The 24368-nt window shown below is 64.4% G+C and carries 30 protein-coding genes; 24 read left to right on the forward strand and 6 right to left on the reverse strand.

The features are described from left to right. Positions 1-22 precede the first annotated feature (22 nt). The 7 genes from HBO24_RS17245 to HBO24_RS17275 all read left to right on the forward strand — a co-directional run bounded on the left by HBO24_RS17245 (position 23) and on the right by HBO24_RS17275 (position 4630). On the forward strand, positions 23-490 hold the full coding sequence (locus HBO24_RS17245; RefSeq protein WP_034112313.1) for a DUF6789 family protein: 468 nt from the start codon (positions 23-25) through the stop codon (positions 488-490). Positions 491-800: 310 nt separating this feature from the next. Further along, positions 801-1364 (forward strand): sigma-70 family RNA polymerase sigma factor, encoded by a 564-nt coding sequence (locus HBO24_RS17250; protein ID WP_034112311.1) that lies wholly within the window; start codon positions 801-803, stop codon positions 1362-1364. Positions 1365-1693: 329 nt separating this feature from the next. Next, positions 1694-1924, forward strand: coding sequence for a DUF2282 domain-containing protein (locus HBO24_RS17255; protein ID WP_226097804.1), 231 nt, complete (start codon positions 1694-1696; stop codon positions 1922-1924). A gap of 69 nt (positions 1925-1993) precedes the next feature. Next, positions 1994-2887 (forward strand): DUF692 domain-containing protein, encoded by an 894-nt coding sequence (locus tag HBO24_RS17260; RefSeq protein ID WP_052229529.1) that lies wholly within the window; start codon positions 1994-1996, stop codon positions 2885-2887. Then, on the forward strand, positions 2871-3659 hold the full coding sequence (locus tag HBO24_RS17265; protein WP_034112307.1) for a DNA-binding domain-containing protein: 789 nt from the start codon (positions 2871-2873) through the stop codon (positions 3657-3659). The genes HBO24_RS17260 and HBO24_RS17265 overlap by 17 nt, the downstream gene beginning before the upstream one ends. Further along, positions 3652-4161, forward strand: a complete 510-nt coding sequence (locus HBO24_RS17270) for a DoxX family protein (protein WP_052229528.1) — start codon at positions 3652-3654, stop codon at positions 4159-4161. Before HBO24_RS17265 ends, HBO24_RS17270 begins: the two co-directional genes overlap by 8 nt. A 13-nt stretch (positions 4162-4174) precedes the next feature. After that, a complete protein-coding gene (locus HBO24_RS17275) occupies positions 4175-4630 on the forward strand; it encodes a DUF302 domain-containing protein (protein ID WP_034112305.1) in 456 nt (151 codons plus the stop codon). A gap of 191 nt (positions 4631-4821) precedes the next feature. Here the strand turns inward: HBO24_RS17275 and merR are convergent, their stop codons facing one another. After that, the gene (merR, locus tag HBO24_RS17280; protein WP_034112304.1) at positions 4822-5229 is read right to left on the reverse strand and encodes an Hg(II)-responsive transcriptional regulator; all 408 of its coding nucleotides are present in this window, start codon (positions 5227-5229) and stop codon (positions 4822-4824) included. A 71-nt stretch (positions 5230-5300) separates the two neighbouring features. On the opposite strand from merR, the gene merT reads away from it, so the two are divergent. The 4 genes from merT to merA are packed head-to-tail and all read left to right on the forward strand — an operon-like array spanning position 5301 to position 8098. Beyond that, a complete protein-coding gene (gene merT, locus HBO24_RS17285; protein WP_034112303.1) occupies positions 5301-5651 on the forward strand; it encodes a mercuric ion transporter MerT in 351 nt (116 codons plus the stop codon). 13 nt (positions 5652-5664) lie between these two features. Continuing rightward, entirely contained in the window at positions 5665-5940 is a 276-nt protein-coding gene (gene merP / locus HBO24_RS17290) for a mercury resistance system periplasmic binding protein MerP (RefSeq protein WP_034112302.1), read from the forward strand. Positions 5941-5955: 15 nt separating this feature from the next. Then, positions 5956-6378 (forward strand): organomercurial transporter MerC, encoded by a 423-nt coding sequence (gene merC / locus HBO24_RS17295; protein WP_034112301.1) that lies wholly within the window; start codon positions 5956-5958, stop codon positions 6376-6378. Between the two features lie 37 nt (positions 6379-6415). Next, complete coding sequence (gene merA, locus HBO24_RS17300) at positions 6416-8098, forward strand: mercury(II) reductase (protein WP_034112300.1); 1683 nt, start codon at positions 6416-6418, stop codon at positions 8096-8098. A gap of 25 nt (positions 8099-8123) precedes the next feature. Here merA and HBO24_RS17305 read toward each other — a convergent pair whose 3' ends face one another. The 5 genes from HBO24_RS17305 to HBO24_RS17325 form a co-directional block, all read right to left on the reverse strand. Next, complete coding sequence (locus tag HBO24_RS17305) at positions 8124-9104, reverse strand: HPP family protein (protein ID WP_196680222.1); 981 nt, start codon at positions 9102-9104, stop codon at positions 8124-8126. Between the two features lie 61 nt (positions 9105-9165). Continuing rightward, positions 9166-9738 (reverse strand): carboxymuconolactone decarboxylase family protein, encoded by a 573-nt coding sequence (locus HBO24_RS17310; RefSeq protein WP_034112296.1) that lies wholly within the window; start codon positions 9736-9738, stop codon positions 9166-9168. Further along, positions 9735-10385, reverse strand: coding sequence for a YiiX/YebB-like N1pC/P60 family cysteine hydrolase (locus HBO24_RS17315; RefSeq protein ID WP_079760963.1), 651 nt, complete (start codon positions 10383-10385; stop codon positions 9735-9737). Before HBO24_RS17315 ends, HBO24_RS17310 begins: the two co-directional genes overlap by 4 nt. 160 nt (positions 10386-10545) lie before the next feature. Beyond that, on the reverse strand, positions 10546-11274 hold the full coding sequence (locus HBO24_RS17320; RefSeq protein ID WP_034112294.1) for a cytochrome c biogenesis CcdA family protein: 729 nt from the start codon (positions 11272-11274) through the stop codon (positions 10546-10548). Further along, the gene (locus HBO24_RS17325; RefSeq protein WP_034112292.1) at positions 11274-11660 is read right to left on the reverse strand and encodes a thioredoxin family protein; all 387 of its coding nucleotides are present in this window, start codon (positions 11658-11660) and stop codon (positions 11274-11276) included. The genes HBO24_RS17320 and HBO24_RS17325 overlap by 1 nt, the downstream gene beginning before the upstream one ends. Before the next feature lie 549 nt (positions 11661-12209). On the opposite strand from HBO24_RS17325, the gene HBO24_RS17330 reads away from it, so the two are divergent. The 13 genes from HBO24_RS17330 to trbG all read left to right on the forward strand — a co-directional run bounded on the left by HBO24_RS17330 (position 12210) and on the right by trbG (position 24366). After that, positions 12210-13115, forward strand: a complete 906-nt coding sequence (locus HBO24_RS17330) for a LysR substrate-binding domain-containing protein (protein WP_034112290.1) — start codon at positions 12210-12212, stop codon at positions 13113-13115. Positions 13116-13148: 33 nt separating this feature from the next. Beyond that, on the forward strand, positions 13149-13379 hold the full coding sequence (locus HBO24_RS17335; RefSeq protein WP_034112288.1) for an EexN family lipoprotein: 231 nt from the start codon (positions 13149-13151) through the stop codon (positions 13377-13379). Positions 13380-13596: 217 nt separating this feature from the next. Further along, positions 13597-15606: a conjugal transfer protein TraG gene (locus HBO24_RS17340; RefSeq protein ID WP_034112285.1), complete on the forward strand. Its 2010-nt coding sequence runs from the start codon at positions 13597-13599 to the stop codon at positions 15604-15606. Then, positions 15603-16067 carry a CopG family transcriptional regulator gene (locus tag HBO24_RS17345; RefSeq protein ID WP_034112282.1) on the forward strand — a complete coding sequence of 155 codons (465 nt, stop codon included), beginning with the start codon at positions 15603-15605 and terminating at the stop codon, positions 16065-16067. Before HBO24_RS17340 ends, HBO24_RS17345 begins: the two co-directional genes overlap by 4 nt. Further along, a complete protein-coding gene (gene trbB / locus HBO24_RS17350) occupies positions 16064-17116 on the forward strand; it encodes a P-type conjugative transfer ATPase TrbB (RefSeq protein WP_034112280.1) in 1053 nt (350 codons plus the stop codon). Before HBO24_RS17345 ends, trbB begins: the two co-directional genes overlap by 4 nt. Beyond that, positions 17113-17505, forward strand: coding sequence for a TrbC/VirB2 family protein (locus HBO24_RS17355; RefSeq protein WP_034112278.1), 393 nt, complete (start codon positions 17113-17115; stop codon positions 17503-17505). The genes trbB and HBO24_RS17355 overlap by 4 nt, the downstream gene beginning before the upstream one ends. Further along, on the forward strand, positions 17502-17774 hold the full coding sequence (locus tag HBO24_RS17360; RefSeq protein WP_034112276.1) for a VirB3 family type IV secretion system protein: 273 nt from the start codon (positions 17502-17504) through the stop codon (positions 17772-17774). The genes HBO24_RS17355 and HBO24_RS17360 overlap by 4 nt, the downstream gene beginning before the upstream one ends. 12 nt (positions 17775-17786) lie before the next feature. Then, a complete protein-coding gene (gene trbE, locus HBO24_RS17365) occupies positions 17787-20252 on the forward strand; it encodes a conjugal transfer protein TrbE (RefSeq protein ID WP_034112274.1) in 2466 nt (821 codons plus the stop codon). Next, positions 20249-21004, forward strand: coding sequence for a P-type conjugative transfer protein TrbJ (gene trbJ / locus HBO24_RS17370; RefSeq protein WP_019726306.1), 756 nt, complete (start codon positions 20249-20251; stop codon positions 21002-21004). The genes trbE and trbJ overlap by 4 nt, the downstream gene beginning before the upstream one ends. A gap of 11 nt (positions 21005-21015) precedes the next feature. Beyond that, positions 21016-21315, forward strand: coding sequence for a hypothetical protein (locus HBO24_RS17375; protein WP_019726307.1), 300 nt, complete (start codon positions 21016-21018; stop codon positions 21313-21315). After that, the gene (gene trbL / locus HBO24_RS17380) at positions 21312-22661 is read left to right on the forward strand and encodes a P-type conjugative transfer protein TrbL (RefSeq protein WP_019726308.1); all 1350 of its coding nucleotides are present in this window, start codon (positions 21312-21314) and stop codon (positions 22659-22661) included. Before HBO24_RS17375 ends, trbL begins: the two co-directional genes overlap by 4 nt. A gap of 11 nt (positions 22662-22672) precedes the next feature. After that, positions 22673-23377 (forward strand): conjugal transfer protein TrbF, encoded by a 705-nt coding sequence (gene trbF / locus HBO24_RS17385; RefSeq protein WP_019726309.1) that lies wholly within the window; start codon positions 22673-22675, stop codon positions 23375-23377. Then, positions 23374-24366: a P-type conjugative transfer protein TrbG gene (gene trbG / locus HBO24_RS17390; RefSeq protein WP_019726310.1), complete on the forward strand. Its 993-nt coding sequence runs from the start codon at positions 23374-23376 to the stop codon at positions 24364-24366. Before trbF ends, trbG begins: the two co-directional genes overlap by 4 nt. The last annotated feature ends 2 nt before the right edge of the window (positions 24367-24368 follow it).

Consider the following 24368-nt stretch of genomic DNA (forward strand, 5'->3'; position numbering starts at 1 on the left):
CAACCTTGAGGAGCTTGTAACCATGTCTTGTTACGTTCGTTCGATGGTGGCTGGATTTGTCGCCACTGTAGCGCTGTCGCTGCTGATGCTGATGAAGGGCGCCATGGGCTTGATGCCCGAATTGAATCCAATCGCCATGCTCACGGAGATGGCGCACGCAAAAATGGGTATGCCGGCTTCGCCCATGGTCGGATGGGTGGCGCACTTCATGATTGGCACCGTCGTGTGGGGCATCCTGTTCCAACTGCTGTATGGCAGGCTGCCAGGGCGCAGTGCGCTGCTCAAGGGAATGTCGTTTTCCTTGCTAGCTTGGCTCATGATGATGATCGGTCCGATGCCAATGGCCGACGCAGGCCTGTTCGGGATGAACCTGGGGATGATGGCGCCGATGATGACCCTGATGATGCACCTCATTTGGGGCGCAGTGCTGGGCTACACCTATGGTCGGCTCAATGCCAATTCGTGCGCTGTTCGGACTGCAACTTCTTAATGAGCAGAAATTGCCATATTGAGGATACGAAAATGATGAAGGACACAGAGGCTACGGCGGAACGCGAGATTCCGCCGGATAACAGTACGCTCTACGTCGGGTTGGGCCTTGGACTGGGTAGCTATGTGACAGCCACCAGCGTTTTAGCAGGCTTTGTCTGCCCGGTTTGCGTTGTAGCAGCTCCCGCTTTGCTTGCGACAGGTGTTTATCAGAAAATTAGGAATCGTAGCCGAAGACCCGAGAATCGGAGCGAAATACAAATAAAGGCTCGCTGAATTAACCAATCATCGAGTCAGCACAGGAGATCAGCATGGGCACCCCTGTTGGCGACCGCAACAATTTAATCATGGCGGCACAGACTGGAGACGCGGCCGCCCTTTCCCGTCTGCTGGCAGTGTGCCAAGCCGATGCACGCCGCTATGCGTACAAGCACTGCCATGCGAGCGACGTTGATGATGCGGTTCAAGAATCACTACTCATCATTTCTCGCAAGGTCAGCGGGCTAAAAGCGGCTGCGGCCTTTTCATCGTGGCTGTTCACGGTCATCAAGCACGAATGCCGCAAGCTCGCGCGGATGATGTTCAAGCACGAGCCACTGCCTGATGAAGTAGCCGAGGAGCTGCTGCTTCATCGTCCCGACGATGAATTGAGAATCGATCTTGCCAATGCCCTGGAGTCGTTGCCTGCCCATTACCTCGAAGTGGTACTTCTGCGCGACTTCGAGGAATTGACCATTGCCGAGATCGCTGCTCAGTTGGGTGAGCAGCCCGGCGCGATCAAGAGTCGGCTCCATCGTGCCCGCGAGCTAGTGCGCGAATACATGCTCAGTTCAGAACCATCCTCGGGGCACGGACACCGCACACCGACGAAATAGCCAAGCTGAGTCCTCGTCCGGGCCGCCTCGCCAAGCGAGGCGGCAATTTCTTGCGCATTGTCATGGATAACCCTCAATTGCTAGGCCCAGGCCAGTGATTGAGGTTTTTTTGCTTTCTACCGAACCGTTTTGCACGGCGGTCGCCTCTTAGGAAATGAGGCTGGCGATTGCTGGCCGATTACCCGCAGCTCACTCGGCTGCTTCTTTCCTATCAGGAGATCACAATGTCAAACCGTATGTTGTCCGCCGCCGTCGCCACGGCGTTTGTCGCAGCCTTCGCCGCCCCCGCCTTTTCGCAGGGCATGAGCCAGGCCGACATGCAGAAGAAGATGCAGGAGAACCAAGCCAAGAGCATGGAGATGATGAAGACCGGCAAGTTCGACAAGTGCTATGGCGTTGCCCTGAAGGGGCAGAACGACTGCTTCGCCGGCGCCGGCACAAGTTGCGCGGGTACCAGCACCGCCGACTACCAGGGGAACGCCTGGAAGCTGGTCGCCAAGGGCACCTGCACCACGATCTCGACGCCCAACGGGCACGGCAGTCTCAGCGCCAAGTCCTGACGCGAGCATTCACCTTGGTGGGCGGTGGCCTGTCGCCCCGCCCGCCAGCTTGTGACAACGAGGATCAACATGGGCATTCACCAAACTGCGCACGCCGCCGGGCGGGGAATCCCTGCGCGAGCCGGCGTAGGCCTTAAGGCCGACCACTACCGAACCATCATCGAAACGCGGCCGGATATGGGCTTCTTTGAAGTTCATGCGGAAAACTACATGGGCGCTGGCGGCCCGCCCCATCGCTACCTGACGGCCATCCGAGAACACTATCCCCTGTCGTTGCACGGCGTGGGCCTGTCCATCGGTGCCGACAGGCCACTCGACCAAGCGCATTTGCTGCGTCTCAAGGCGCTGAACGAGCGGTACGAACCCGGCCTGCTTTCCGAACACCTGGCATGGTCTTCACATGGCACCAGCTACCTCGATGATCTGTTGCCGGTGCCGTACACCGACGACACGCTGAACCGCATCTGCGAGCACATCGACCAGGTGCAAACAGCTATGGCCCGGCAAATGCTGCTGGAGAACCCCGCGACCTACATCTGGTTCAAGGAGAGCACATGGCGCGAGACGGATTTCATCAGGGAGATCACCCGGAGAACCGGGTGCGGTCTGCTGCTGGACGTGAACAACGTCCACGTGGCGAGCACGAATCAGCAATGGGACGCGCGCGCCTACATCAACGATTTCCCCCTCGACCATGTGCAGCAAATCCACTTGGCCGGCCACTCCCTTCAGACGGACGAGAAGGGACGCCCTTTGCTGATCGACTCACACGACCAAAGAGTGGATGAGCGGGTGTGGAACCTCTTTAGGCAGGTCATCCAATGCATCGGGCCAGTCCCTACGCTGATCGAGTGGGATTCCAACATTCCCGCATGGCCCGAGCTGCAAACAGAGGCCGTGATGGCCGATGTGCTGATGGGCATGTCCAACGTACAGGAGCGACGCCATGGCACGCTTGGCTGAACGCCTGGAGGAATTCGCCTCGGCGCTGCTCGACCCGGAACGCGCGGTGCCCGAGGGGCTGGTCGGCCCCGACGGCGAGCCGAGCGCACGGCGCTTTGCCGTCTATCGGAACAATGTGTTCGTTGGCCTGACGGACGCGCTGCGCGCGGGCTTTCCCTGCGTCGTCAAGCTGGTGGGCGACGAATTCTTCGCGGCGATGGCCCGCGTCTTCGCGGCCGCCACGCCGCCCAGCTCGCCGGTGCTGCTGCACTACGGCGCCGAGTTCCCGGACTTCATCGCGTCCTTTCCACCCGCGGAACCCTTACCCTATCTCGCCGACGTGGCCCGCATCGAGCGCGCCGCGACCGAGGCGTACCACGCGCACGAGGCAGAACCCTTGGCGCCCAGCGTGCTTGCAGGAGTACCGCCTGACCAAGCTTCCATGCTGCGGTTTCGGCTCCACCCTTCCGTGCGCCTGGTGCGTTCGCCATTCCCAGCCTTCACCATCTGGAGGATGAACACCTCGGATGGCACGCCAGCACCCGTTGACCTCTCCGAAGCGCAGGACACGATGGTGCTACGCCCCGACGCCGAGGTGGACGTGCGCAAGATACTTCCCGCGAGCCATGACTTCGTAGCCGCGCTCGGCCAGGGCCTGACGCTATCGCAGGCCATGGAAACGGCCCTCGCCACCGACGGCGATTTTGACCTGTCGGAGAACTTGCGGGAATTGATCCAGATGGGCGCCTTTGTCGGCTTCGCGTTGGAAGCCGGGGAGAACGATCATGAGTAACTTCCAAGTGCCGAAAGGTTGGCCCGGAATACTTGGCGCGGCGAACTGTGCATTGCACTGGCTGGCAAAGATCGCCGGCATGGCCGCGCCGCTGTTCCTTCGGGTGGCGCTGGCCTTGCCCTTCTTCAAGTCGGGCCTCACCAAATGGGACGGTCTCCTGTCGCTGTCGCCAGCGGCGAGTTTTCTGTTTGAAGATGAATTCAAGCTGCACATCCTGGGGAAGGTCTATGACCTGCCTGCGCCGGACGTACTCGCCTTCGCCAGTGGATCGGCCGAGATCATCTTTCCGATCCTGCTGATTCTCGGACTTGGCACGCGCATGAGTGCCCTGGGCTTGCTCGGCATGACGGCGGTGATCCAGCTCATCGTGCCGGACGGGTGGGCGAACTTTCATTTGCCCTGGGCGACGATGGCGATTGCCCTGATCGCTATCGGGCCGGGCCGGCTTTCACTCGACCATGGGATTCGCGGCTTCTTGGAGCATTGCGAGGCTTCGGCCTGACAAGGAGGTCAGCATGCTTGCATTGCGCGCCATATCCCTCGTGATGGCAGGTTTCTTTGCTTCGGGGGCCGGAGCTGCCGATGGGCTGATTGCGGTACAAAGCCCGTACAGTGTCAAGGAAACGATTGACCGTTTCGAGACGGCCGCCAAGTCTCGGGGCATCTATATCTTCCTGCGCCTCGATCACGCGCAGGGCGCGAAGAAGGTCGGCAAGGACTTGCGGTCGACCGAGCTTCTGGTGTTCGGCAATCCCCAGGGCGGCACCCCCTTGATGGAATGCGCGCAGACTGCCGGTATCGACCTTCCGCTCAAGGCCTTGGCCTGGCAGGACGCGACTGGGCAAGTGTGGCTTGGCTACAACGATCCGAAGTATCTCGCATCGCGCCATGGCGCCGACAACTGCGGCCCCGTCGTGGAAAACATCTCCAAGGCGCTGGGCGGCATGACGCAGGAGGCGATTCGGAAGTGAGCGCGCTCGTCCGTCTTGGCCTCACCGTCAGGGCAGTGAAGCGCCTGTTTTGCTCCGCCTGCGCCATACTGGGGGCAGCATGTTCAGAGACAAGGCGCCAATGTCCACAGAGCCTGCGAATCGGCAATCGAGGGCGGTACTGACGAACGCTGCGATCACGCCGTAGTGTCAGCAGCCGTCCATATGCCAGTTCAACCGCCATGCAGCGCGTCAATCAACGGGCAGGACACATGGCCCTCATGCGCACAGCATTCGTTCACCAATTTTGACAGCGCCTGTTCCATCCGCATAAGGTCGTTCAGGCGGGTGCGAACATCGGCCAGCCGCAGTGCGGCAAGGTCGGCTGCTTCACTGCAATGGGTGCCGTCCTCCAGCTTCAGCAACTCCCCGATTTCATCGAGGCTGAATCCCAGCCGCTGCGCCGCCTTCACGAACTTCACCCGCGCCACGTCGGCGCTGCAGTAGCGTCGAATGCTGCCGTAGGGCCGGTTCGGCGTCGGCAGCAGCCCTTTGTGCTGATAGAAGCGGATCGTCTCCACGTTGACCCCGGCTGCCTTGGCGAAGGCGCCGATGGTCAGGCTTTCCAAGGTGTTTTCCATTCCGCTTGACTCCGTAGTTGACTACGGAAGTAACGTTACTCCAACGAGCAAATCCTCGAAAGGAGAACCTGATGTCGGAATCGCAAGACGGGCGCGGCGCCCTCGCCGCCGGCGGGCTGGCCGCCATCCTCGCTTCGACCTGCTGCCTGGGGCCACTGGTTCTGGTCGCTCTGGGCTTCAGCGGTGCCTGGATCGGCAACTTGACCGCACTGGAACCGTATCGCCCGATCTTCATCGGCGCGGCGCTGGTGGCGTTGTTCTTCGCCTGGCGACACATCTACCGGCCGGCAACTGCCTGCAAGCCGGGCGAGGTGTGTGCGATCCCGCAGGTTCGCACCACCTACAAGCTGATTTTCTGGATCGTGGCAGCGCTCGTTCTGGTCGCGCTCGGATTTCCCTACGTGTTGCCTTTCTTCTATTGATCGGGAGTTCACCATGAAAAAACTGCTTGCCTCCCTTGCGCTCGTTGCCGTCACCGTTCCAGTGTGGGCCGCTACCCAGACCGTCACGCTGGCCGTGCCCGGCATGACCTGCGCCGCTTGCCCGATCACCGTCAAGAAGGCGCTCTCCAAGGTCGAGGGCGTCAGCCAAGTCGATGTGACCTTCGAGAAGCGCGAAGCGGTCGTCACCTTTGATGATGCCAAGGCCAGCGTCCAGAAGCTGACCAAAGCCACCGAAGACGCGGGCTATCCGTCCAGCGTCAAGCGCTAAACCGGGAGCGATGCCATGAAACCGATTGCGCGTATCGCCGACAAAGCCGGGGCATTGGGCACCCTCGTCTCCGCGATGGGCTGCGCAATGTGCTTTCCCGCACTCGCCAGCCTAGGCGCGGCCATCGGGCTGGGTTTTCTCCAGCAATACGAAGGCTTGTTCATTTCCAGGCTGTTGCCATTGTTTGCTGCATTGGCGCTTGCGGCCAACGCGCTCGGTTGGCTACGCCACCGGCAATGGCACCGGAGTCTGCTGGGTATGGTCGGTCCCGCCATCGTTATCGTGGGCGCGGTCTGGCTGCTTGGCACCGCTTGGATGCGGCCCCTGGTCTATACGGGGATCGCCTTGATGGCCGTCGTTTCGGTCTGGGATTTGGTATCTCAGGCCAACCGCCGCTGCGGTCCTGACGGCTGCGAACTGCCCGCGAAACACGGCTGACTGGCTTGCGCCACAACGAATTGAAAGGAATGACTTCATGACACAGTTGAAGATCACCGGCATGACCTGCGACTCCTGCGCGGTCCACGTCAAGGAAGCACTGGAAAACGTGCCTGGCGTGCAATCGGCCGAAGTGTCCTACACCAAGGGCAGCGCCCAGCTCGCCATCGCGGCCGGCACTTCACCCGATGCCCTGATCGCGGCTGTCGCCGGACTCGGCTACCGCGCGGCGCTGGCCGATGCGTCGAACGCGCTTCCCAAAGGCGGACTGCTCGACCGCATGCGCGATTGGGTCGACGGCGGCGACAAGGCCAGCCACGACGGCGGCCTGCATATTGTCGTCATCGGCAGCGGTGGGGCCGCGATGGCGGCGGCGCTGAAGGCCGTCGAACGCGGCGCACGGGTGACGCTAATCGAGCGCGGCACCATCGGCGGCACCTGCGTCAATGTCGGCTGCGTGCCCTCGAAGATCATGATCCGCGCCGCCCACATCGCCCACCTGCGCCGCGAAAGCCCGTTCGATGGCGGCATCCAGGCGAACCCGCCGCTGATCCTGCGCGAACGGCTGCTGGCCCAGCAGCAGGCGCGCGTCGATGAGTTGCGCCATGCCAAGTACGAAAGCATCCTGGACGGCAACCCAGCCATCATGCGGCTAGCGGGCGAAGCCCGTTTCAAGGACGGCCGCAACCTCACCGTGCGGCTGAACGAGGGCGGCGAGCGCGTGGTTTCGTTCGACCGCTGCCTGATCGCCACCGGCGCGAGCGCGGCGGTGCCGCCGATCCCAGGCCTCAAGGACACGCCCTACTGGACTTCAACCGAGGCGCTGGTGAGCGACACGATTCCCGCACGCCTAGCCGTGATCGGCTCATCGGTAGTGGCTGTTGAGCTGGCGCAAGCCTTCGCCCGGCTTGGGGCCAAGGTCACGATCCTGGCGCGCAGCACGCTGTTCTTTCGCGAAGACCCGGCCATCGGCGAAGCCGTGACGGTGGCGTTTCGCTTGGAGGGCATCGAGGTGCTGGAACATACGCAAGCCAGCCAGGTCGCGCACGTGGACGGCGAGTTTGTGTTGACCACCAACCATGGCGAACTGTGTGCCGACCGGCTGCTGGTGGCGACGGGCCGCACACCTAATACGCGCAGCCTCAACCTCGAAGCCGCCCGGGTGGCGGTGAACAAGCAAGGGGCCATCGAGATCGACCTCAGCATGCGCACCAGCGCCCCGGACATCTACGCCGGCGGCGACTGCACCGACCAGCCGCAGTTCGTCTACGTCGCGGCGGCGGCTGGTACCCGCGCCGCGATCAACATGACCGGCGGCGACGCGTCGCTGGACCTGACCGCCATGCCAGCGGTGGTGTTCACCGACCCACAGGTCTCTACCGTGGGCTTGAGCGAGCAGGAGGCGCACCACGCCGGCATCGAGACCGACAGCCGCACGCTCACCCTCGACAACGTGCCGCGCGCGCTCGCCAACTTCGATACGCGCGGCTTCATCAAGCTGGTGATCGAGGAAGGCAGCCACCGTTTGATCGGCGTGCAGGCGGTGGCCCCAGAAGCGGGCGAGTTGATCCAGGCAGCGGCGCTGGCGATCCGCGCGCGCATGACGGTGCAGGAACTGGCCGACCAGTTGTTCCCGTATCTGACGATGGTCGAGGGCCTGAAGCTCGCCGCGCAGACCTTCAGCAAGGACGTGAAGCAGCTATCGTGCTGCGCTGGATAGCAAAAGCTAAGAAGGTTGCGCCCCCTCAGGACGGTGAAAGGCGCATCCTTCTCAGCCTGCCCCATACGAGGAACAGCATGGTCAGAGTTAAGGTGCCAATGCCCACGGAGGCCGCGAATCGGTAATCGACGGCTGGGATGATAAACGGCAGCAGGCCCACGGCGAGCGCCGGCGGCACGTGCAGATCGAATAATCGCAAGATTAGGATGCCGCATGCCGCGCTGGAGATCACCGCCAGCGGGGCGCCCCCGAACGTCGTGACCAGTGCAACCCCGATCAATGCGCTCAGGGTACACGCGACCGGCAGCAGCAGCGGCTTCTTGACCCAAGGGCAAACGTCCGCATGGGCAAACATTTCAAAGCCGATCACGATAAGCGGCGGGAACAGGATCAACCGCCAACCCGTGGCTTCGGCCAGAATCGCCGTGCCTACCAGAAACACCAGAAAGAACGGGAGCCACGAGTAGGTGCTTGGAGTTTCCTCGGTAACGTCATCGGCCACATCGGAGGCGGTTCGCACCGGCGGTAGCGGGACGAAGCGAGGCCAGACAAGGGAGATCGCGGCGAGCAATATCAGGCCGACCAGCAACGATGCCGGGTAGTACCAGCTTGTGATGTTGAGTGAGATTGGCAGCACGCCCGCCGAAATGGCCGGGGCAATCGATGACTTCAATATGCGGATGATGAGCATCGCGGCTGCGGTCGCCAGCAGGATCGGCACGATCCCGCTGCCCATGCTTCGGGCGAAGATCGTGCCTACCAGCCCGGTAAGAAGCGGTGTGAGAACCAGCATCCCCGGCGCTTTGGCCCAGGTGCCGTGCGGTCGCTTGATGATGTCATGGGCCAGGGCGCCTAGTTCGGGAAAAAGAATGTAGTGAACATGCGTGGCCGCCGCGATCCACGCGATGACACCCATGTAGAGCGCCGTCAGCAACTCCCCAAAGAATCCCCACGGCAGCGACGATCGCCGTATACCAAACAATCTCATGCCTTCCATCCACGACATCCATTTTCTTGAAGGCCCACCTCGGGCAAGTGATGGTTGACTCCAAGGTGGGGCGCCGTACTTATTTCGTCCCTATCGGCAGAGCGTAGGACGCAAAGGCCGCGTCCACGGGTGTGTCGAACAGGTGATTGGTGTAGTTCGAGATCGTCTTGACGGCGATGGCGAGCACCACCTGTAGAGCCTGCTGCTCGCTGTAGCCCGCGTCGGTGAAGGTCTGCAAACTCGCCTGCGACGGATTGCCCCGCGTCTGCACCATGTCCTTGACGAAGGCGGTAAGGGCGTGCAGCTTCGGGTCATCCATCGGCGTGCCCTCACGGATTGCCTGGAGCGCCTGCGGCGGCACCTTCGATACCTTCTCGGCGATCATGCTGTGAGCGGCCACGCAGTAGTGGCAGCCGTTTTCCCGACTGATGACCAGCAGCACGACTTCCTGCTCGGCCGGCGTGAAGCCGGATTCCTTGCGGAACCAGTCATACCCATGGAGGTAGGTCGAGAGCGCGCCAGGGGCGTGGGCCATTTCTCCATACATGTTGGGAACAAATCCCTGCTTCCTGCGCGTGTTACTCAGGAACTCGCGGCTCCTTTCAGGGGCGGTGTCTTCGGTAAGAAGAGGCAGTGTCAGCTTGGCGTTCATGGAGTGCTCCTAAGTGGAAATATTCCGGCTTCCAGATTGGGTTTGATGATGGCGAAGTTGGGCGAGACGTCGAAGTCGCGCGGGGCGAACAGGCTGTGGTGCCGCACATGAAGAATCTCGGCCACACAGCCGGGGCACATCGGGTCCTGCGACGGCACGGTCTCGATCAGCGGCAGGATCGGATAGCGAATCGACTGGAAAGCTTGGGCGATCAGCGTCGAGCAGATGGCGCGGGTGGGGTCGCCGCTGCCCAGGCCGAGCATGCGACGGCGCCAACGCACCGGCACCGGCGGCGTGGGCAACAGATATCGGGCCAGGTCGATCACGTTCTTCAAGTCGTACTGATGGCCCAGCCGAGCCACCGCCGTGCCGACCAGGGTGTCAATCTCGGCAGCGGTCAGGCCCACGGGCCGGCACACTCGGGTATGCAGATCGGCGAACTCGGCCACGCTGACCAGACGCACGCCTTCGCGTAGATCGGCTTCAAGAAAGCAACGGGGCCGCCCTTCGGCATCGGTCGGCCTGCCGGCCGTGCCGACAAACAGTGCCGCGTGCGACCAGGTGGATTGGGTCAGGTACTTGATGGCCACGCTGACCCGGCTCTGACCTTCGACCAGCAGCACGTCGCCGGGCTGCAGGCACGCCATGAGAAGGTCTGGATCGGTCGGCGGGGCCACGCTATGCACATGGTGGGGCCGACTGAGGTAGCGGCTCAGTCCTTCTCCACAGCGGCGCGCGATGCTGTCCAAGATGTTTCCCACGGCGTCACCCTGTCGAAACGAAGGTGAAATTCGGGCGCGGCATGGCTCAGAACCTCGTCGTCAGTTGTGTGAGCCAGGCCGGTGAATGTTCCACAAGCCATGCTTCCATCGGCTTGTCGGCGCCTGTCAGGATCAGGGCGGCCAGGGCAAGCATGATCGCGCCCAACAGGACTTTCCCGGCCTTGCCGGCGTGCAGGAGCTTGGATCGCGTGCGGCCGATCGCGCTGCGCGACACATAGGCCAGTGCAACCAGGGGCAATGCCGCGCCGATACCGAACACCGCCATCATTGAGCCTGCTTGCGCCAGGTTCGTACCCTGGCTGGCCAGAACGATGGCCGCGCCAAGCGTCGGCCCCACGCAGGGACTCCAGACCAGCCCCAGCACTAGGCCCACCACGAACTGCCCCGTCAGCCCGTCCAGTTGGACACGCGCAAGCAGGTCGTTCCCGGCATTGCCGATGCCGGCCGTCAGCGACGCAAACAGCTGCTGGAGGGCGCTGGACATGAGCACCACGCCTAACAGTCCCAGGACGGCCGCGCCCACGCCCCGGAAGATCGTTGTGTCGATGCCGAGCGAGGCGCCTGCCCAGGCCAGCGCCGTGCCGACAATGGCATAGGACAGAGCGAGGCCGCCCGCCAGGGCCAACGGCGCGTGCCGATGGGCGTTGACCGCCGAGCCAATCAGGATCGGTACGATGGGCAGGACGCAAGGCGACAGCGTGGAAAGCACCCCCGCGAGCAGTCCGAGGCCGTAGGAACCGAGGCCGAGCGTCATCAGCGCGTGGTCTTCTGAATCAGGCCCTCGATGCCGGCCTCGGTGGTGTCGCCCACGGAGCGGGCCACTTCCTGGGTGCCTTTGAAGCCTACCAGCGTACTTTGCATGCTGACCTTGAAGGCCCGGACGGTGCTCTTTTCGCTGTCGAAGTCCACGGTCAGCAAGGTCACGTCCTTGTAGGCGGGCTGCTTCATTAGGGTTTCCAAGATCGGCTTCTGCGCCTTGCAGGTCGGGCACCACGTCGCGCTGACGTCCACTACCACGGGCTGGCCAGCCTGCGTCAGACGGTCGAACTCGGCTTGGCTGAACGGTTTGATCTCCCCGGCGCTGGCGATGCTGGCGAACGTGGCAAGAGCGAGAAAGGCGGCGGTCATACGTAGTTTCATGGGCGTAATCCTGAATAAGGGGAGAACCGCCCAAGGCGATGACTCGCGCGGGCGAACACGGTCGCCAAGAGTGACGGCCTCTTCCTAAGAGGCGGGGAGTCGTCAAGATGGTTCGCATCCGAGCGAAAAAAATCTGCGAGGCCGCACTGCGGAATCTGTCCCCGCTTTTGGCAGGGCCAGCTTTTTTGCACATGCGGCGAACCGTTTTGGCGGTTGCGCCCCTCTTATTGGCAGGAGGGAGTAGTGCGGCCGCCCAAGGGGGGCGTCCTCAGCATCTCTCAGTTCTTCCCGTCGCACCGTTCCCAGGTGATAGGAGCGCATCATGTATTGCAGCACTTCTGTTAAAGCGCAATTGGTTCGTGGCGCATTGGCCGTGACATCCATTGCGGGCGCCATCGTTTTAACCCCTAACTTTTGGCCTGCGGCAGGGCTATTTGGTTTGGCCATCTATCTTATGCGCGGGTGTCCCGCCTGCTGGCTCGCGGGACTAATGGAAGCCATTCGGGTTCGCAACGAGCGCAAGTCGCTGCTGTAGCTCGATCCACGAACATGGAGCTACGTCATCTACGATGCTTTCTTGCGGTTGCGGAGGAACTCCACTTCGCTCGTGCCGCCGAACGACTGCACATTGACCAGTCGCCGCTATCCCGTACCATCAAGGAACTAGAGGAAGAACTTAGCGCACGCCTTTTCGTTCGCACCACCCGCAGCACGCAATTGACCCGCGCTGGCCGACTACTCTTGGAGCACGTGCCGCGCATCTTCGCTGCATTGGAGCAAGCGCGCGATAGCGTCAAATCCGCTGCCAACGGCTTTCACGGTCAGTTGCGCATCGCCTTGTCCGATGGTGTGACGCCTTCGCGCTTGCCGGCCTTGCTGGCACGATGCCGTGAAGAAGATCCCGAAGTAGAGATACGGCTGTTTGAAGTGCCACTAGCCCAGCAGATCAAGGGTCTTCACGATGACCTATACGATGCTGGATTTTCGATGGCAGATGACGTGGGTGATGGCATCTTGGTTGCTCCCGCCTGGGAAGATGAATTGATGCTGGCGGTGCCGGCACGCCATCCGGTGCTGGCCTATAAGCGCGTTCCGTTGGAGGAAGTATTGCGCCATCCGCTGGTTCTGGGCGATCCAGCCGTATGCGAGGGCCATGCACGGCAGGTCGAACGTATCCTGCGCAAACATGAACAAGAGCCGTTGATCGTCCAGCACGTCGCCAGCTTCGATCTGATGATGACACTCGTTTCTGCTGGAATTGCATTGGGGTTGGCCGGCACGGCGCACATCACAGGCAGCCGCGAGCCTGGCGTCATAGGTCGGCCGTTAGCGGGACAACCACCGATGTTGACAACCTATCTACTTCGCCGCGACATGGAGCCATGCGAGATGTTGACTCGCTTCATTGAACGAGTTGCTTGCCTCGATTCAACAGATGACATTGGCACTGCCTAAGATTTCCAGAACTGCGATGAAAGGACTGGAGCCATGAACAAATTGCTACCGCTGCTGATGATCGCCGCCGCATTGGCGGCATGCGGTCAATCCCAACCTTCGGAAACTGTGGACTACCTTGTGGCCCATCCTGAGCGCATCAAGGAACTCCAGCGCCAATGCAAGGAGGATCGCGCGAAGGTCGGCGACGAACTCTGCGTGCGCGCGGCCGAAGCCGCCAATCGGCGCTTCTTCGGTGATCGACCCGAGCAGAAATCCAAGTAGCGCCCCTCGCAGTCGCTACGCCGCGACAGAATTCGCGCCGTTACCTCATCACGCCGCAACGCGCTCGCGTTCGCGGCGTTTTTATTGTCTTCGCCCTTGCAAGAAATCTGGCCTTTTCAGCCTGAATTGCCGCCAGAACGGCCTTTGACCGACCTGCGCACGCGCCTTGATCCTCAGTGCTGCGGCACCTCCGTGTGCCGTGATTGGAGACAAGGTCATGCAAGGGACGAACGTGCTGTTCGGTCAGATTGCCGTCGTATTCGGCATCGTGATCGCCGGCGTGTGGGCAGCCACACAATGGACGGCAGCAGCCCTTGGCTATCAAGTACGCCTTGGCTCGCCCTGGTTCGACTTCCTGGGCACGCCGGTCTATCACCCGTGGCGGCTGTTCGAGTGGTGGTTCTTCTTCGACGCCTACGCACCGCGTGTCTTCGACATTGGCGGCGCGATTGCCGGCGGCAGCGGCCTTGTCGCCGTGCTGGTTGCCATCGGCATGTCGATCTGGCGCTCGCGCCAATCACGCCTCGTCACCACCTACGGCTCGGCCCGCTGGGCGAACGCGGAGGACATTCGCAAGGCGGGTCTAACGCAGCCAGCCGGCGTGTTCCTCGGCCAGCATAACCGGCAGTACCTGCGCCATGAAGGCCCAGAACACGTCTTGACCTTTGCGCCCACGCGCAGCGGCAAAGGCGTTGGCCTGGTGGTGCCGACACTGCTTTCCTGGCCCGCGTCCGCCGTCATCCACGACATCAAGGGCGAGAACTGGCAGATCACCGCCGGCTGGCGCTCGCGCTTCTCGCATTGCCTGTTGTTCAACCCCACGGATGCGAAGTCGGCGGCCTACAACCCGCTGCTGGAGGTGCGACGCGGCGCGCATGAAGTGCGCGACGTGCAGAACATCGCGGACATTCTGGTCGATCCCGAAGGCGCGCTGGAGCGGCGCAACCATTGGGAGAAGACTTCGCACGCGCTGCTGGTCGGGGCCATCTTGCATGTGCTCTACGCGGGCGAGGACAAGACGCTGCGCGGCGTCGCCAACTTCCTCTCCGATCCGGCCAGCCCATTCGAGCTGACCTTGCACCGGATGATGACCACGCCCCATCTGGGCGATGGCCCGCATCCGGTGGTTGCCTCTGCGGCGCGCGAAGTGCTCAACAAGTCGGACAACGAGCGCTCGGGCGTCTTGTCCACGGCCATGTCGTTCCTCGGCCTGTACCGCGACCCGACGGTGGCCGAAGTCACCTCGCGCTGCGACTGGCGCATCGCCGATCTCATTTCCGTCGAGCACCCCGTATCGCTGTACCTCGTGGTGCCGCCTTCGGACATTTCGCGCACCAAACCGCTCATCCGCCTGATCCTCAACCAGATCGGCCGGCGGCTCACCGAATCACTCGACGGCAGCGATGGCATCGAGCGCCGCCACAAGTTGCTGCTGATGCTCGACGAATTCCCGGCCTTGGGCCGGCTCGACTTCTTCGAGACGGCACTGGCCTTCATGGCGGGCTACGGCATCCGCAGTTTTCTCATCGCGCAGTCGCTCAACCAGATCGACAAGGCGTATGGGCAGAACCATTCGATTCTGGACAACTGCCATGTGCGCGTGACGTTCGCCACCAACGACGAACGCACCGCCAAGCGCATTTCCGAAACGCTTGGCACCGCTACCGAGCTACGCGCGCAGCGCAACTACGCTGGTCATCGGCTCGCGCCGTGGCTGGGCCACCTGATGGTGTCGCGGCAGGAGACGGCCCGCCCGCTGCTGACGCCGGGCGAAGTCATGCAGCTTCCGCCCGACGAGGCCGTGGTGATGGTCTCCAGCGTCGCGCCGATCAAGGCCAAGAAGCTGCGCTACTACGCAGACAGCAATTTCAAGCGGCGCGTGCTGTCACCGCCTGTGCTCGCTGCCGGGCGCTATGCCGATGTTCCTCCGGTACGCCCCGACGACTGGAGCGGACTGGCGATTCCGCCGACGCCTGCCGCACCGGCTACGTCATCCGCCGATGGCCTGGAACACCTGGGCACGGCCGACGACGGCTGCCCGCGCCGCCAGCCAGAGCTAACTGAGGCCGTCGCCTACGACCCCGAGAGCGCCGCGCCCGCGGCCGACCTCGGCCTGCTCGATGACGACGACGACCTGCCGCTTCCCCTTCCGCGCCAGCTTGATCCGGCCATGCAGCGCACGGCCCGGCTGGCATCCCTCGACCCCAACGACGGAATCGAGCTATGAGCCACTACCGCCTGAACCTCTTTATCCAGCCCGAGCACGCCCAGCGGCTCGATGAACTGGCCGCCAAGAAAGGCGTGTCCAAGTCCAGCATCGTCGCTGCCGCCTTAGCGTCTTGGCTGTCGCCGGACGCGGCCGACCAGCGCGAAGCGGCCATCGCCAAGCGGCTGGATCGGCTGTCGCGCCAAGCCGAGCGCATGGAGCGTGACCAGAACATCGCCATCGAGACGCTGGCGCTGTTCATCCGCTACTACCTCACGGTCAGCACGCCGGTTCCCGAGGCCCACCAAGACGCGGCCCGCGCCCAGGGCAAGGCGCGCTTCGAGCAGTTCGTCGAACAGCTCGGCCGCCACCTGCTGCGCGGGCGCAGCCTCGTGCGTGACGTGGTGGAGGAACTGCATCCCGACCCGATGCGAATGGGGGGCACGGCGGCAGCCGCCCAGGCCCAGGAGCGTGCGTCATGAGCACCACTCCCCAATCCATGACCACTGCGGCGCTTGACCGACGTATCCAGATGCTGCGCACGGCAATGGGGCCGCTGATCGCCGCCGCGCTCGAAGACCCGGACGTGGTGGAAATCATGCTCAACCCGGATCGCACCCTCTGGGTGGATCGCCTGTCCTCGGGTCGCGCCCCGATGGGCGTGGAGATGCCCGAAGCCGATGGCGAGCGAATCATCCGCCTCGTCGCGGCCCATGTCGGTGCGGAAGTGCATCGCGGCCAGCCGCTGCTATCGGCCGAGTTGCCCGAAACCGGCGAACGCTTCGAGGGCATCTTGCCGCCCGCTGCACCGGGGCCGGCCTTCGCGCTGCGCAAGCGCGCCATCGGCGTCATTCCGCTGGAGCGGTACGTCGTGGAGGGAATGATGACGGCCGCACAGGCGGGCTTTCTGGTTCGCGCTGTGCGCGAGCGCAAGAACATCCTGATCGCCGGGGCCACCAGCAGCGGCAAGACGACCCTTGCCAATGCTCTGCTCGCCGAGATAGCCGCCACGGGCGACCGCGTGCTGGTGCTCGAAGACACGGTGGAACTGCAATGCGCGGCCCGCGACCACGTACCGCTGCGCACCCGCGCTGGCGTGGTGTCCATGACCGAGCTGGTGCGCTCATCCATGCGCCTGCGCCCGGATCGCGTGGTCGTTGGCGAGGTGCGCGGCGCCGAGGCGCTGGATCTCATCAAGGTATGGGGCACGGGCCACCCCGGCGGCATCGCCACGATCCACGCCGGCTCCGCACTGGGCGCGCTGCTGCGCCTGGAGCAACTGATTCTCGAAGTGGCGGTGAACCCGCCGCGTGCGCTGATCGCCGAGGCGGTCAACGTGGTGATCCACATCGCTGGGCGTGGGCGCAAGCGCCGCATCGAGAGCATCGCCCGCGTCGTCGGCTTCGACGGCGTGGGCTACCAACTGGCGGACGCACTGGAGACGCCGTTCCCCGAGCTGCTGCCACTTCCCGATGCCGCACCCGCTGCGGCGATTTCCCCGTCCCCTGACCAACCTGGAGAACTGCCATGACGCAGATGATCGTTCCTGCTTTCCGTTTTTCTGCAAATCCGGCTTTGCGCCTGCCCACACGGTCGCGGCTGCACAGCCTGGGTCGCCCTGCGGCGCAAGGGCTGCTGCTGTCCGCGCTGCTGCTGTTTCTGGCCGGCACCGCGCAGGCCGCCGGCTCCTCGATGCCCTGGGAAGGCCCGTTGCAGTCGATTTTGGAGTCGATTCAAGGGCCGGTGGCGCGCATCGTCGCGGTCATCATCATCATCGCGACGGGCCTGGCGCTCGCCTTTGGCGACACGTCGGGCGGTTTTCGCAAGCTGATCCAGATCGTGTTCGGCTTGAGCATCGCCTTCGCGGCTTCGAGCTTCTTCCTGTCCTTCTTCAGCTTCTCCGGCGGAGCTGTCGTATGAGCGGGTCTGACACCTTCGCGGCCGGGTTCGAGGTGCCGCTGCATCGCTCGCTGACCGAGCCGATCTTGATGGGCGGTGCACCGCGCACCGTGGCGATTGCCAACGGCACGCTGGCCGCCGCCGTCGGGCTGGGCCTGCAACTGTGGATTCCGGGCGTGGTGCTCTGGATCGTCGGCCACGCGCTGGCGGTCTGGGGTGCGCGTGTCGATCCGCAGTTCATGGCCGTGTTTGCCCGGCACATCAAGCACCGCCCGCTGCTGGACGTGTGAGGGGACGCCGCCATGCTGAACCTTGCCGAATACCGCCAGCGGCCCGCGCTGCTGGCCGACTGGCTGCCCTGGGCCGGGCTGATCGCGCCGGGCGTCGTCTTGAACAAGGACGGCAGTTTCCAGCGCACGGCGCGGTTTCGCGGGCCTGACCTCGACAGCGCCACGCAAGGCGAGCTGATCGCCACGTCGGCCCGCTTGAACAACGCGCTGCGCCGGATGGGCTCGGGCTGGGCGCTGTTCATCGAGGCCGAGCGCCGCGCTGCGGCCGACTACCCACATTCCGACTTTCCCGAACCGTTGTCTTGGCTAGTGGACGAGGAACGCCGGGCAGCGTTCGAGGAATCGGGCAACCATTTCGAGAGCGGCTACCACCTGACGCTGGTGTACCTGCCGCCCGAGGAATCCCGCGCCCGCGCGGCGGGCATGTTGTACGAGAACCGTCCCACCGAAGGCGTGGACTGGCGCGAGCGACTGACCGCCTTCATCGCGGAAACAGATCGCGTCTTTGACCTGCTTGATGGCGTGATGCCGGAGATTGCCTGGCTGGACGACAGCCAGACGCTGACCTACCTGCACGCGGCTATCTCGACGCGGCGCTACCGTGTGGGCGTACCTGAAGTGCCGTTTCACCTCGATGCGCTGCTGGCCGATGCCCCGCTGGTCGGCGGCCTCGCGCCGATGCTGGGCGACCAGCACCTGCGTATTGCGACAGTGCGGGGCTTCCCGACCTCGACCTGGCCGGGGATTCTGGACGACCTCAACCGCCTGGGGTTTGCGTACCGCTGGAGCACGCGCTTTCTCTGCCTCGACAAATCCGAGGCGGAAAAAGAACTCGCCCGCCTGCGCCGCCAGTGGTTCGCCAAGCGCAAGAACGTCATCGCGCTGCTGCGCGAAACGATCTTCCAGCAGGAAAGCCCGCTGGTGGACACGGATGCCAGCAACAAGGCCGCCGACGCGAACGCCGCCTTGCAGGAGCTGGGCAGCGATCAAGTGGCCTTCGGCTACCTCACCGCCACGGTAACGGTGCTCGATGCCGATCCCGCCGTGGCAGATGAAAAGCTGCGCATGGTGGAGCGCGTCATCCAGGGGCGCGGCTTCGTCACCATCCCCGAAACGCTCAACGCCGTGGATGCGTGGCTGTCCTCGATTCCGGGGCATGCCTACGCGAACGTGCGCCAGCCCATCGTCTCGACGCTGAATTTGGCGCACCTGATGCCGGTGTCCGCCGTGTGGGCCGGGCCGGAGAAGAACGAACACCTCGACGGCCCGCCGTTGATCGTCACGCGCACCGAAGGCGCGACACCGTTCCGGCTGGTGACGCACATCGGCGACGTGGGCCACACGCTGGTGGCCGGCCCGACCGGCATGGGCAAGTCGGTCTTGCTCGCCACCCTGGCGATGCAGTTCCGCCGCTATCGCGGCTCGCGCATCTTCGCGTTCGACATGGGGCGCTCGATGCGCGCCACGATCCTGGGCCTCGGCGGCGAGCACTACGACCTCGGGCTGGATGGCGAGATCGCTTTCCAGCCCTTGGCGCGCATCGACCGCGATGGCTACCGAACCTGGGCCGCCGAATGGATCGAGGGCCGCTTGCTGCACGAAGGTGTCGCCGTCGGCCCCGAAGAAAAGGCGGCGGTCTGGTCGGCACTTGGCAGCCTTGCCGGTGCGCCGGTGGAACAGCGCACCATGACCGGCCTGTCGGTGCTGCTGCAATCGAACGCGCTGCGCCAGGCGCTCGCGCCCTATGTGCTGGGCGGTGCCCACGGCAAGCTGCTGGACGCCGACCGCGACCGACTGGGCATGGCCGACGTGCAAGGCTTCGAGATGGAAGAGCTAATGCACAGCAAGGCTGCGGTGCAGGCGGTGCTGCGCTATCTGTTCGCCCGCTTCGATGAGCGCTTCGACGGGGCGCCGACGCTGCTGATCCTCGATGAGGCGTGGCTGTTCCTCGACGAGCCCGCGTTTGCCGCGCGCATTCGCCAGTGGCTCAAGACGCTGCGCAAGAAGAACGTCAGCGTCATCTTCTCCACGCAGTCGCTCGCGGACATCAAGGATTCGAGCATCGCGCCGGCCATCATTGAGAGCTGCGCCAGCCGCATCTTCCTGGCCAATCCGCAGGCGACAGAACCGCAGATTCGCACGATCTACGAAGGCTTCGGCCTCAACAGCCGGCAGATCGAGATCGTCGCCACCGCGCAGCCCAAGCGCGACTACTACTACCAATCCCGTCTCGGCAATCGCCTGTTCGACCTTGACCTGGGGCCGGCGGTGCTGGCCTTCGCGGGCGCTTCCACGCCGCAAGACCAGCGCGACATCGACGCGGTGCTCACCGTGGCTTCCACCGCTTCTTCCACGTTCGCAGCCGCATGGCTGCGCCACCGCAGCCTCGATTGGGCGGCCGAGCTGCTGCGTGACTTCCCCGGCACGCCGCCGGGCGCCGCCTTTGTTCCCACCCATCCGCAGGAGAACCACCCATGAAAACCCATGCTCCCAAGCTCGCCGCGTTGACCGCCGCCTGCGTGCTCGCCTTCGGCATCGCGCAGCCCGCGCACGCGCTGTTCGGCGTCGGCGACATCGTGCTCGACCCGACCAATCTGGTGCAGAACACGCTCACCGCCGTTCGCACGCTGGAGCAGATCAACAACCAGATCCGCCAGCTCCAGAACGAAGCGCAGATGCTCATCAACCAGGCGCGCAACTTGGCCAGCCTGCCGTCCAGCGTGGTGGGCCAGTTGCGCGCGAACCTGGCGACCACCCAGCGCCTCATCGCGCAGGCCAAAGGCCTGGCCTACGACGTGACGAACATCGACCGCGAGTTTTCGCGCCTGTACCCCGAGAAGTACGCCGCCACGGTGAGCGGCAATCAGATGTACCTCGATGCGCAGGAGCGCTGGAAGAACACGCTCAACGGCCTGCAGACCACCATGCAGATGCAGGCCCAAGCGTCGCAGAACCTGAGCGACGACGAAAGCGTGCTGGCCGACCTCGTGGGCAAGAGCCAGTCGGCGGAGGGCGCGTTGCAGGCGATGCAGGCCATGAACCAGTTGCTCGCCCTGCAGGCCAAGCAGTCGATCCAGACGCAGCGGCTCCAGATCACGCAAGACCGGGCCGCCTCGCTGGAGCTGGCGAGGCAGGCCGCGGCCACGGAGCGCGGGCGCGAGGTGACGCGCCGCTTCCTGGGCGAAGGCACGCCGTACACGCCGCAGCCCGTCCATTTCTACAACCGCTGACGGGGACGGCCATGAAGAACGCGCCCGTCCTGTTCGCTCTCACGTCCCTGTTGGCCGGCTGCGACCGGCCGCCCGCGGTGGATGCACTGGCCGCTGACCCGTCCCGGCTGCACACGCTGCGCGCGCAATGCCGTGCGGGCGAGCACGGCGGCGCGTTCTGCGCGCAGGTGGCGCAAGCCGACCTGCGCCGCTTTCTCTCCGGCAAGGCCGGCCCCGGCGAGTACCAGACGCCCGCCGACCTGCCGCCGATTCCGCCCAGCTTCGATGAGCCCGCCGATGGCAACGGGCCAGGGCAGGAGGACTCGCCATGAACGACGTGACCATCATCGACCGTTTTCTCGATACGTTCTCGCGCTACATCGACTCGGGCTTTGGCCTGCTGCATGGCGAGGTGGCCTTTCTCACTGCCACGCTGATCGTCATCGACATGACCATCGCCGGGCTCTTCTGGGCGATGGGACATGCCACCGGCCAGGGCGAGGACGTGATCGCCAAGCTGATCCGCAAGGTGCTGTACGTCGGCGCCTTCGCCTACATCATCGGCAACTTCAACTGGCTGGCCGGCATCGTGTTCCGTTCGTTCGCGGGCCTGGGCCTGACCGCCAGCGGCTCGACCCTGAGCATGGAGAACTTCCTGCAACCGGGCAGGCTGGCCAAGGTCGGCATCGACGCCGGGGCGCCGATCCTCAAGCAGATCGGCGACATGGCGGGATTTCCTGAGGTGTTCGTGAACATCACGCCCATCGTCGTGATGTTCCTCGCCTGGCTGATCGTCCTGCTGTGCTTCTTCGTGCTGGCGATCCAGCTTTTCATCACGCTGATCGAGTTCAAGCTGACCACGCTCGCGGGCTTCGTGCTGGTGCCGTTCGCGCTGTGGAACAAGACCGCGTTCCTGGCAGAAAAGGTGCTGGGCAACGTGGTGTCCTCGGGCATCAAGGTGCTGGTGCTGGCCGTCATCGTGGGCATTGGCTCGGGCCTGTTCGCCGAGTTCCAGGTGCAGCCGGCCGAGCCATCCATCGACCATTCGGTCGTTGTCATGCTGGCCTCGCTGACCCTGCTGGCGCTGGGCATCTTCGGGCCAGGCATTGCGGCCGGGCTGGTGTCGGGTGGCCCGCAGCTCGGCGCGGGCGCGATGGCCGGTGCCGCGCTGGGCGCGGCCGGCGCTGCGGTTGCCGTGGGTGCAGCGGCCACGGGCGTCGGCGGTGCTGTCGCAGCCGGCGCGCGCATGGCTCCGGCTGCGGCCAAGCTGGCCGGCAGCGGTGCACGTGCCGCCGTCGGGGCCGCCAGCAGCGCGAAGTCGGCGTTTCAGGCCGGCTCCGCGTCCGCTGGCGGTGGCTTCAAAGGCGCAGCCGCCGGCGTGGGCAATGTCGCCAAGACCGGCGCGCAGGCCGCCGGGCAGAAGGTGGCCGATGGCGCGCGCTCGATGAAGGAGCGTGTCGCCGCTGCCTTCCGGCCGGATGACGCCCCTGCATCCAGTGGCCCGCAGAGCGCAGCCGATTCGGCAGCGCCTACCGCTGCCGAACAGCCCGCCTGGGCCAAGCGCCTGCATCGCAGGCAGCAACTGACCCATGCCGCGACGACTGCCGCCCACACGCTGCGCGGTGGCGATGGCGGCAGCTCCAGCCAAGGCCCCAGCCTGCGCGATTCCGACTCATAAGGAGATAGACCATGCGATTCAAAAGACCCCAGGTGCGCTACGCCGACACGTCGCAGCCCGCCACGCCGTACCAAGCCGCAGGCCAGGTCTGGGACGAGCGCATCGGCTCGCCGCGCGTGCAGGCGAAGAACTGGCGCCTGATGGCCTTCGGCTGCCTCGCTCTCGCATTGCTGATGGCCGGTGGCCTGGTCTGGCGCTCGGCGCAGTCCATCGTGACGCCCTATGTGATCGAGGTCGATCAGGCTGGGCAGGTGCGTACCGTGGGCGAAGCCGCCACGCCGTACCGGCCCAGCGATGCGCAGGTGGCCTACCACCTGGGCCGCTTCATCGGCCTGGTGCGCTCGCTGTCCATCGACCCCATCGTGGTTCGGCAGAACTGGCTCGATGCCTACAACTACACCACCGACAAGGGCGCCGTGGTGCTAAACGACTACGCCCGCGTGAACGATCCGTTCGCGCGCATCGGCAAGGAGTCGGTGACGGTGCAGATCACCAGCGTGACCCGCGCCAGCGACACGTCTTTCAACGTGCGCTGGACGGAGACGCGCTACGTCAACGGCGCCCTGGATCGCACCGAGCGCTGGAACGCGGTGATTTCCATCGTGCAGCAGACCCCGCGCACCGAGCAGCGCCTGCGTAAGAACCCCTTAGGCATCTACGTCAACGGACTGTCGTGGAGCCGCGAACTGGAAGGAAACGAAGGAGCAAAACCATGAATGCGATTTTCCGTAAATCCGCCTTGCCGCTGATCTTGCTGGCATCCAGCGTCTTGTTCTCGGGCTGCGCCACGCAGGGCAAGCCGCCGCCGGTCATCTCGCTCGACGAGCCGGTGCAAGCCCAGCCGCTGCCCGAGGCGCCGAAGCCGGTGGAGGTCGTGACCGTGCCCGAGGTGTTGCCGATGCCGGCGCAGATGAAGCCCGTACCGGATGCCAAGTCTGCGGTGGAACCCGCCGATGAAACCGTGCGCGTGGCCCGCGCCAATGCCGAGGCGCGCATCGCGCCCACGCGCGAGGGCTACGTCAATGCGATTCAGGTGTGGCCCTTCACTGATGGCGCGCTGTACCAGGTCTATGCGGCCGTGGGCCGTGTGACGGTGATCGCGCTCCAGCCCGGCGAGGAACTGGTGACGGTCGCCGCTGGCGACACGGTGCGCTGGATCGTGGGCGACACATCGAGCGGCAGCGGTGAGGCGTTGCGCGTCAACGTGATGGTCAAGCCGATCCGCTCGGGCCTGAAGACGAATCTCGTCATCACCACAAGCCGACGCACCTACCTGCTGGAGCTGACCTCGACCGAGAAGACGTGGATGGCGTCGGTGTCCTGGGAGTACCCCAAGGACAAGATGCTGGCCCTGCAGCGCCAGGCGCAGGCGGCCAGCGCCGCTGCGCCGGTCGATGCGGGCCTGTCGCTGGAGAAGATCCGTTTCCGCTACGCGGTCAGCGGCAGCAATCCGCCGTGGAAGCCCCTGCGTGCCTTCGATGACGGTGAGAAGGTCTACATCCAGTTTCCGCCGGGCATTGCCCAAGGCGAGCTGCCGCCGCTGTTCGTGATCGGCGCGCAGGGCGACGGCCAGCTCGTCAACTACCGATTCCGCTCACCGTACTACATCGTGGATCGGCTGTTTGGCGCGGCCGAACTGCGCCTGGGCGGGGACAAGGGCGACGTGGTGCGGATCGAGCGCACGGATGGCACGCGGAGGAACTGACC

It is taken from the genome of Pseudomonas sp. WS 5410 (assembly GCF_012985645.1).
GTDB classification, from domain to species: Bacteria; Pseudomonadota; Gammaproteobacteria; order Pseudomonadales; family Pseudomonadaceae; genus Aquipseudomonas; species Aquipseudomonas shahriarae.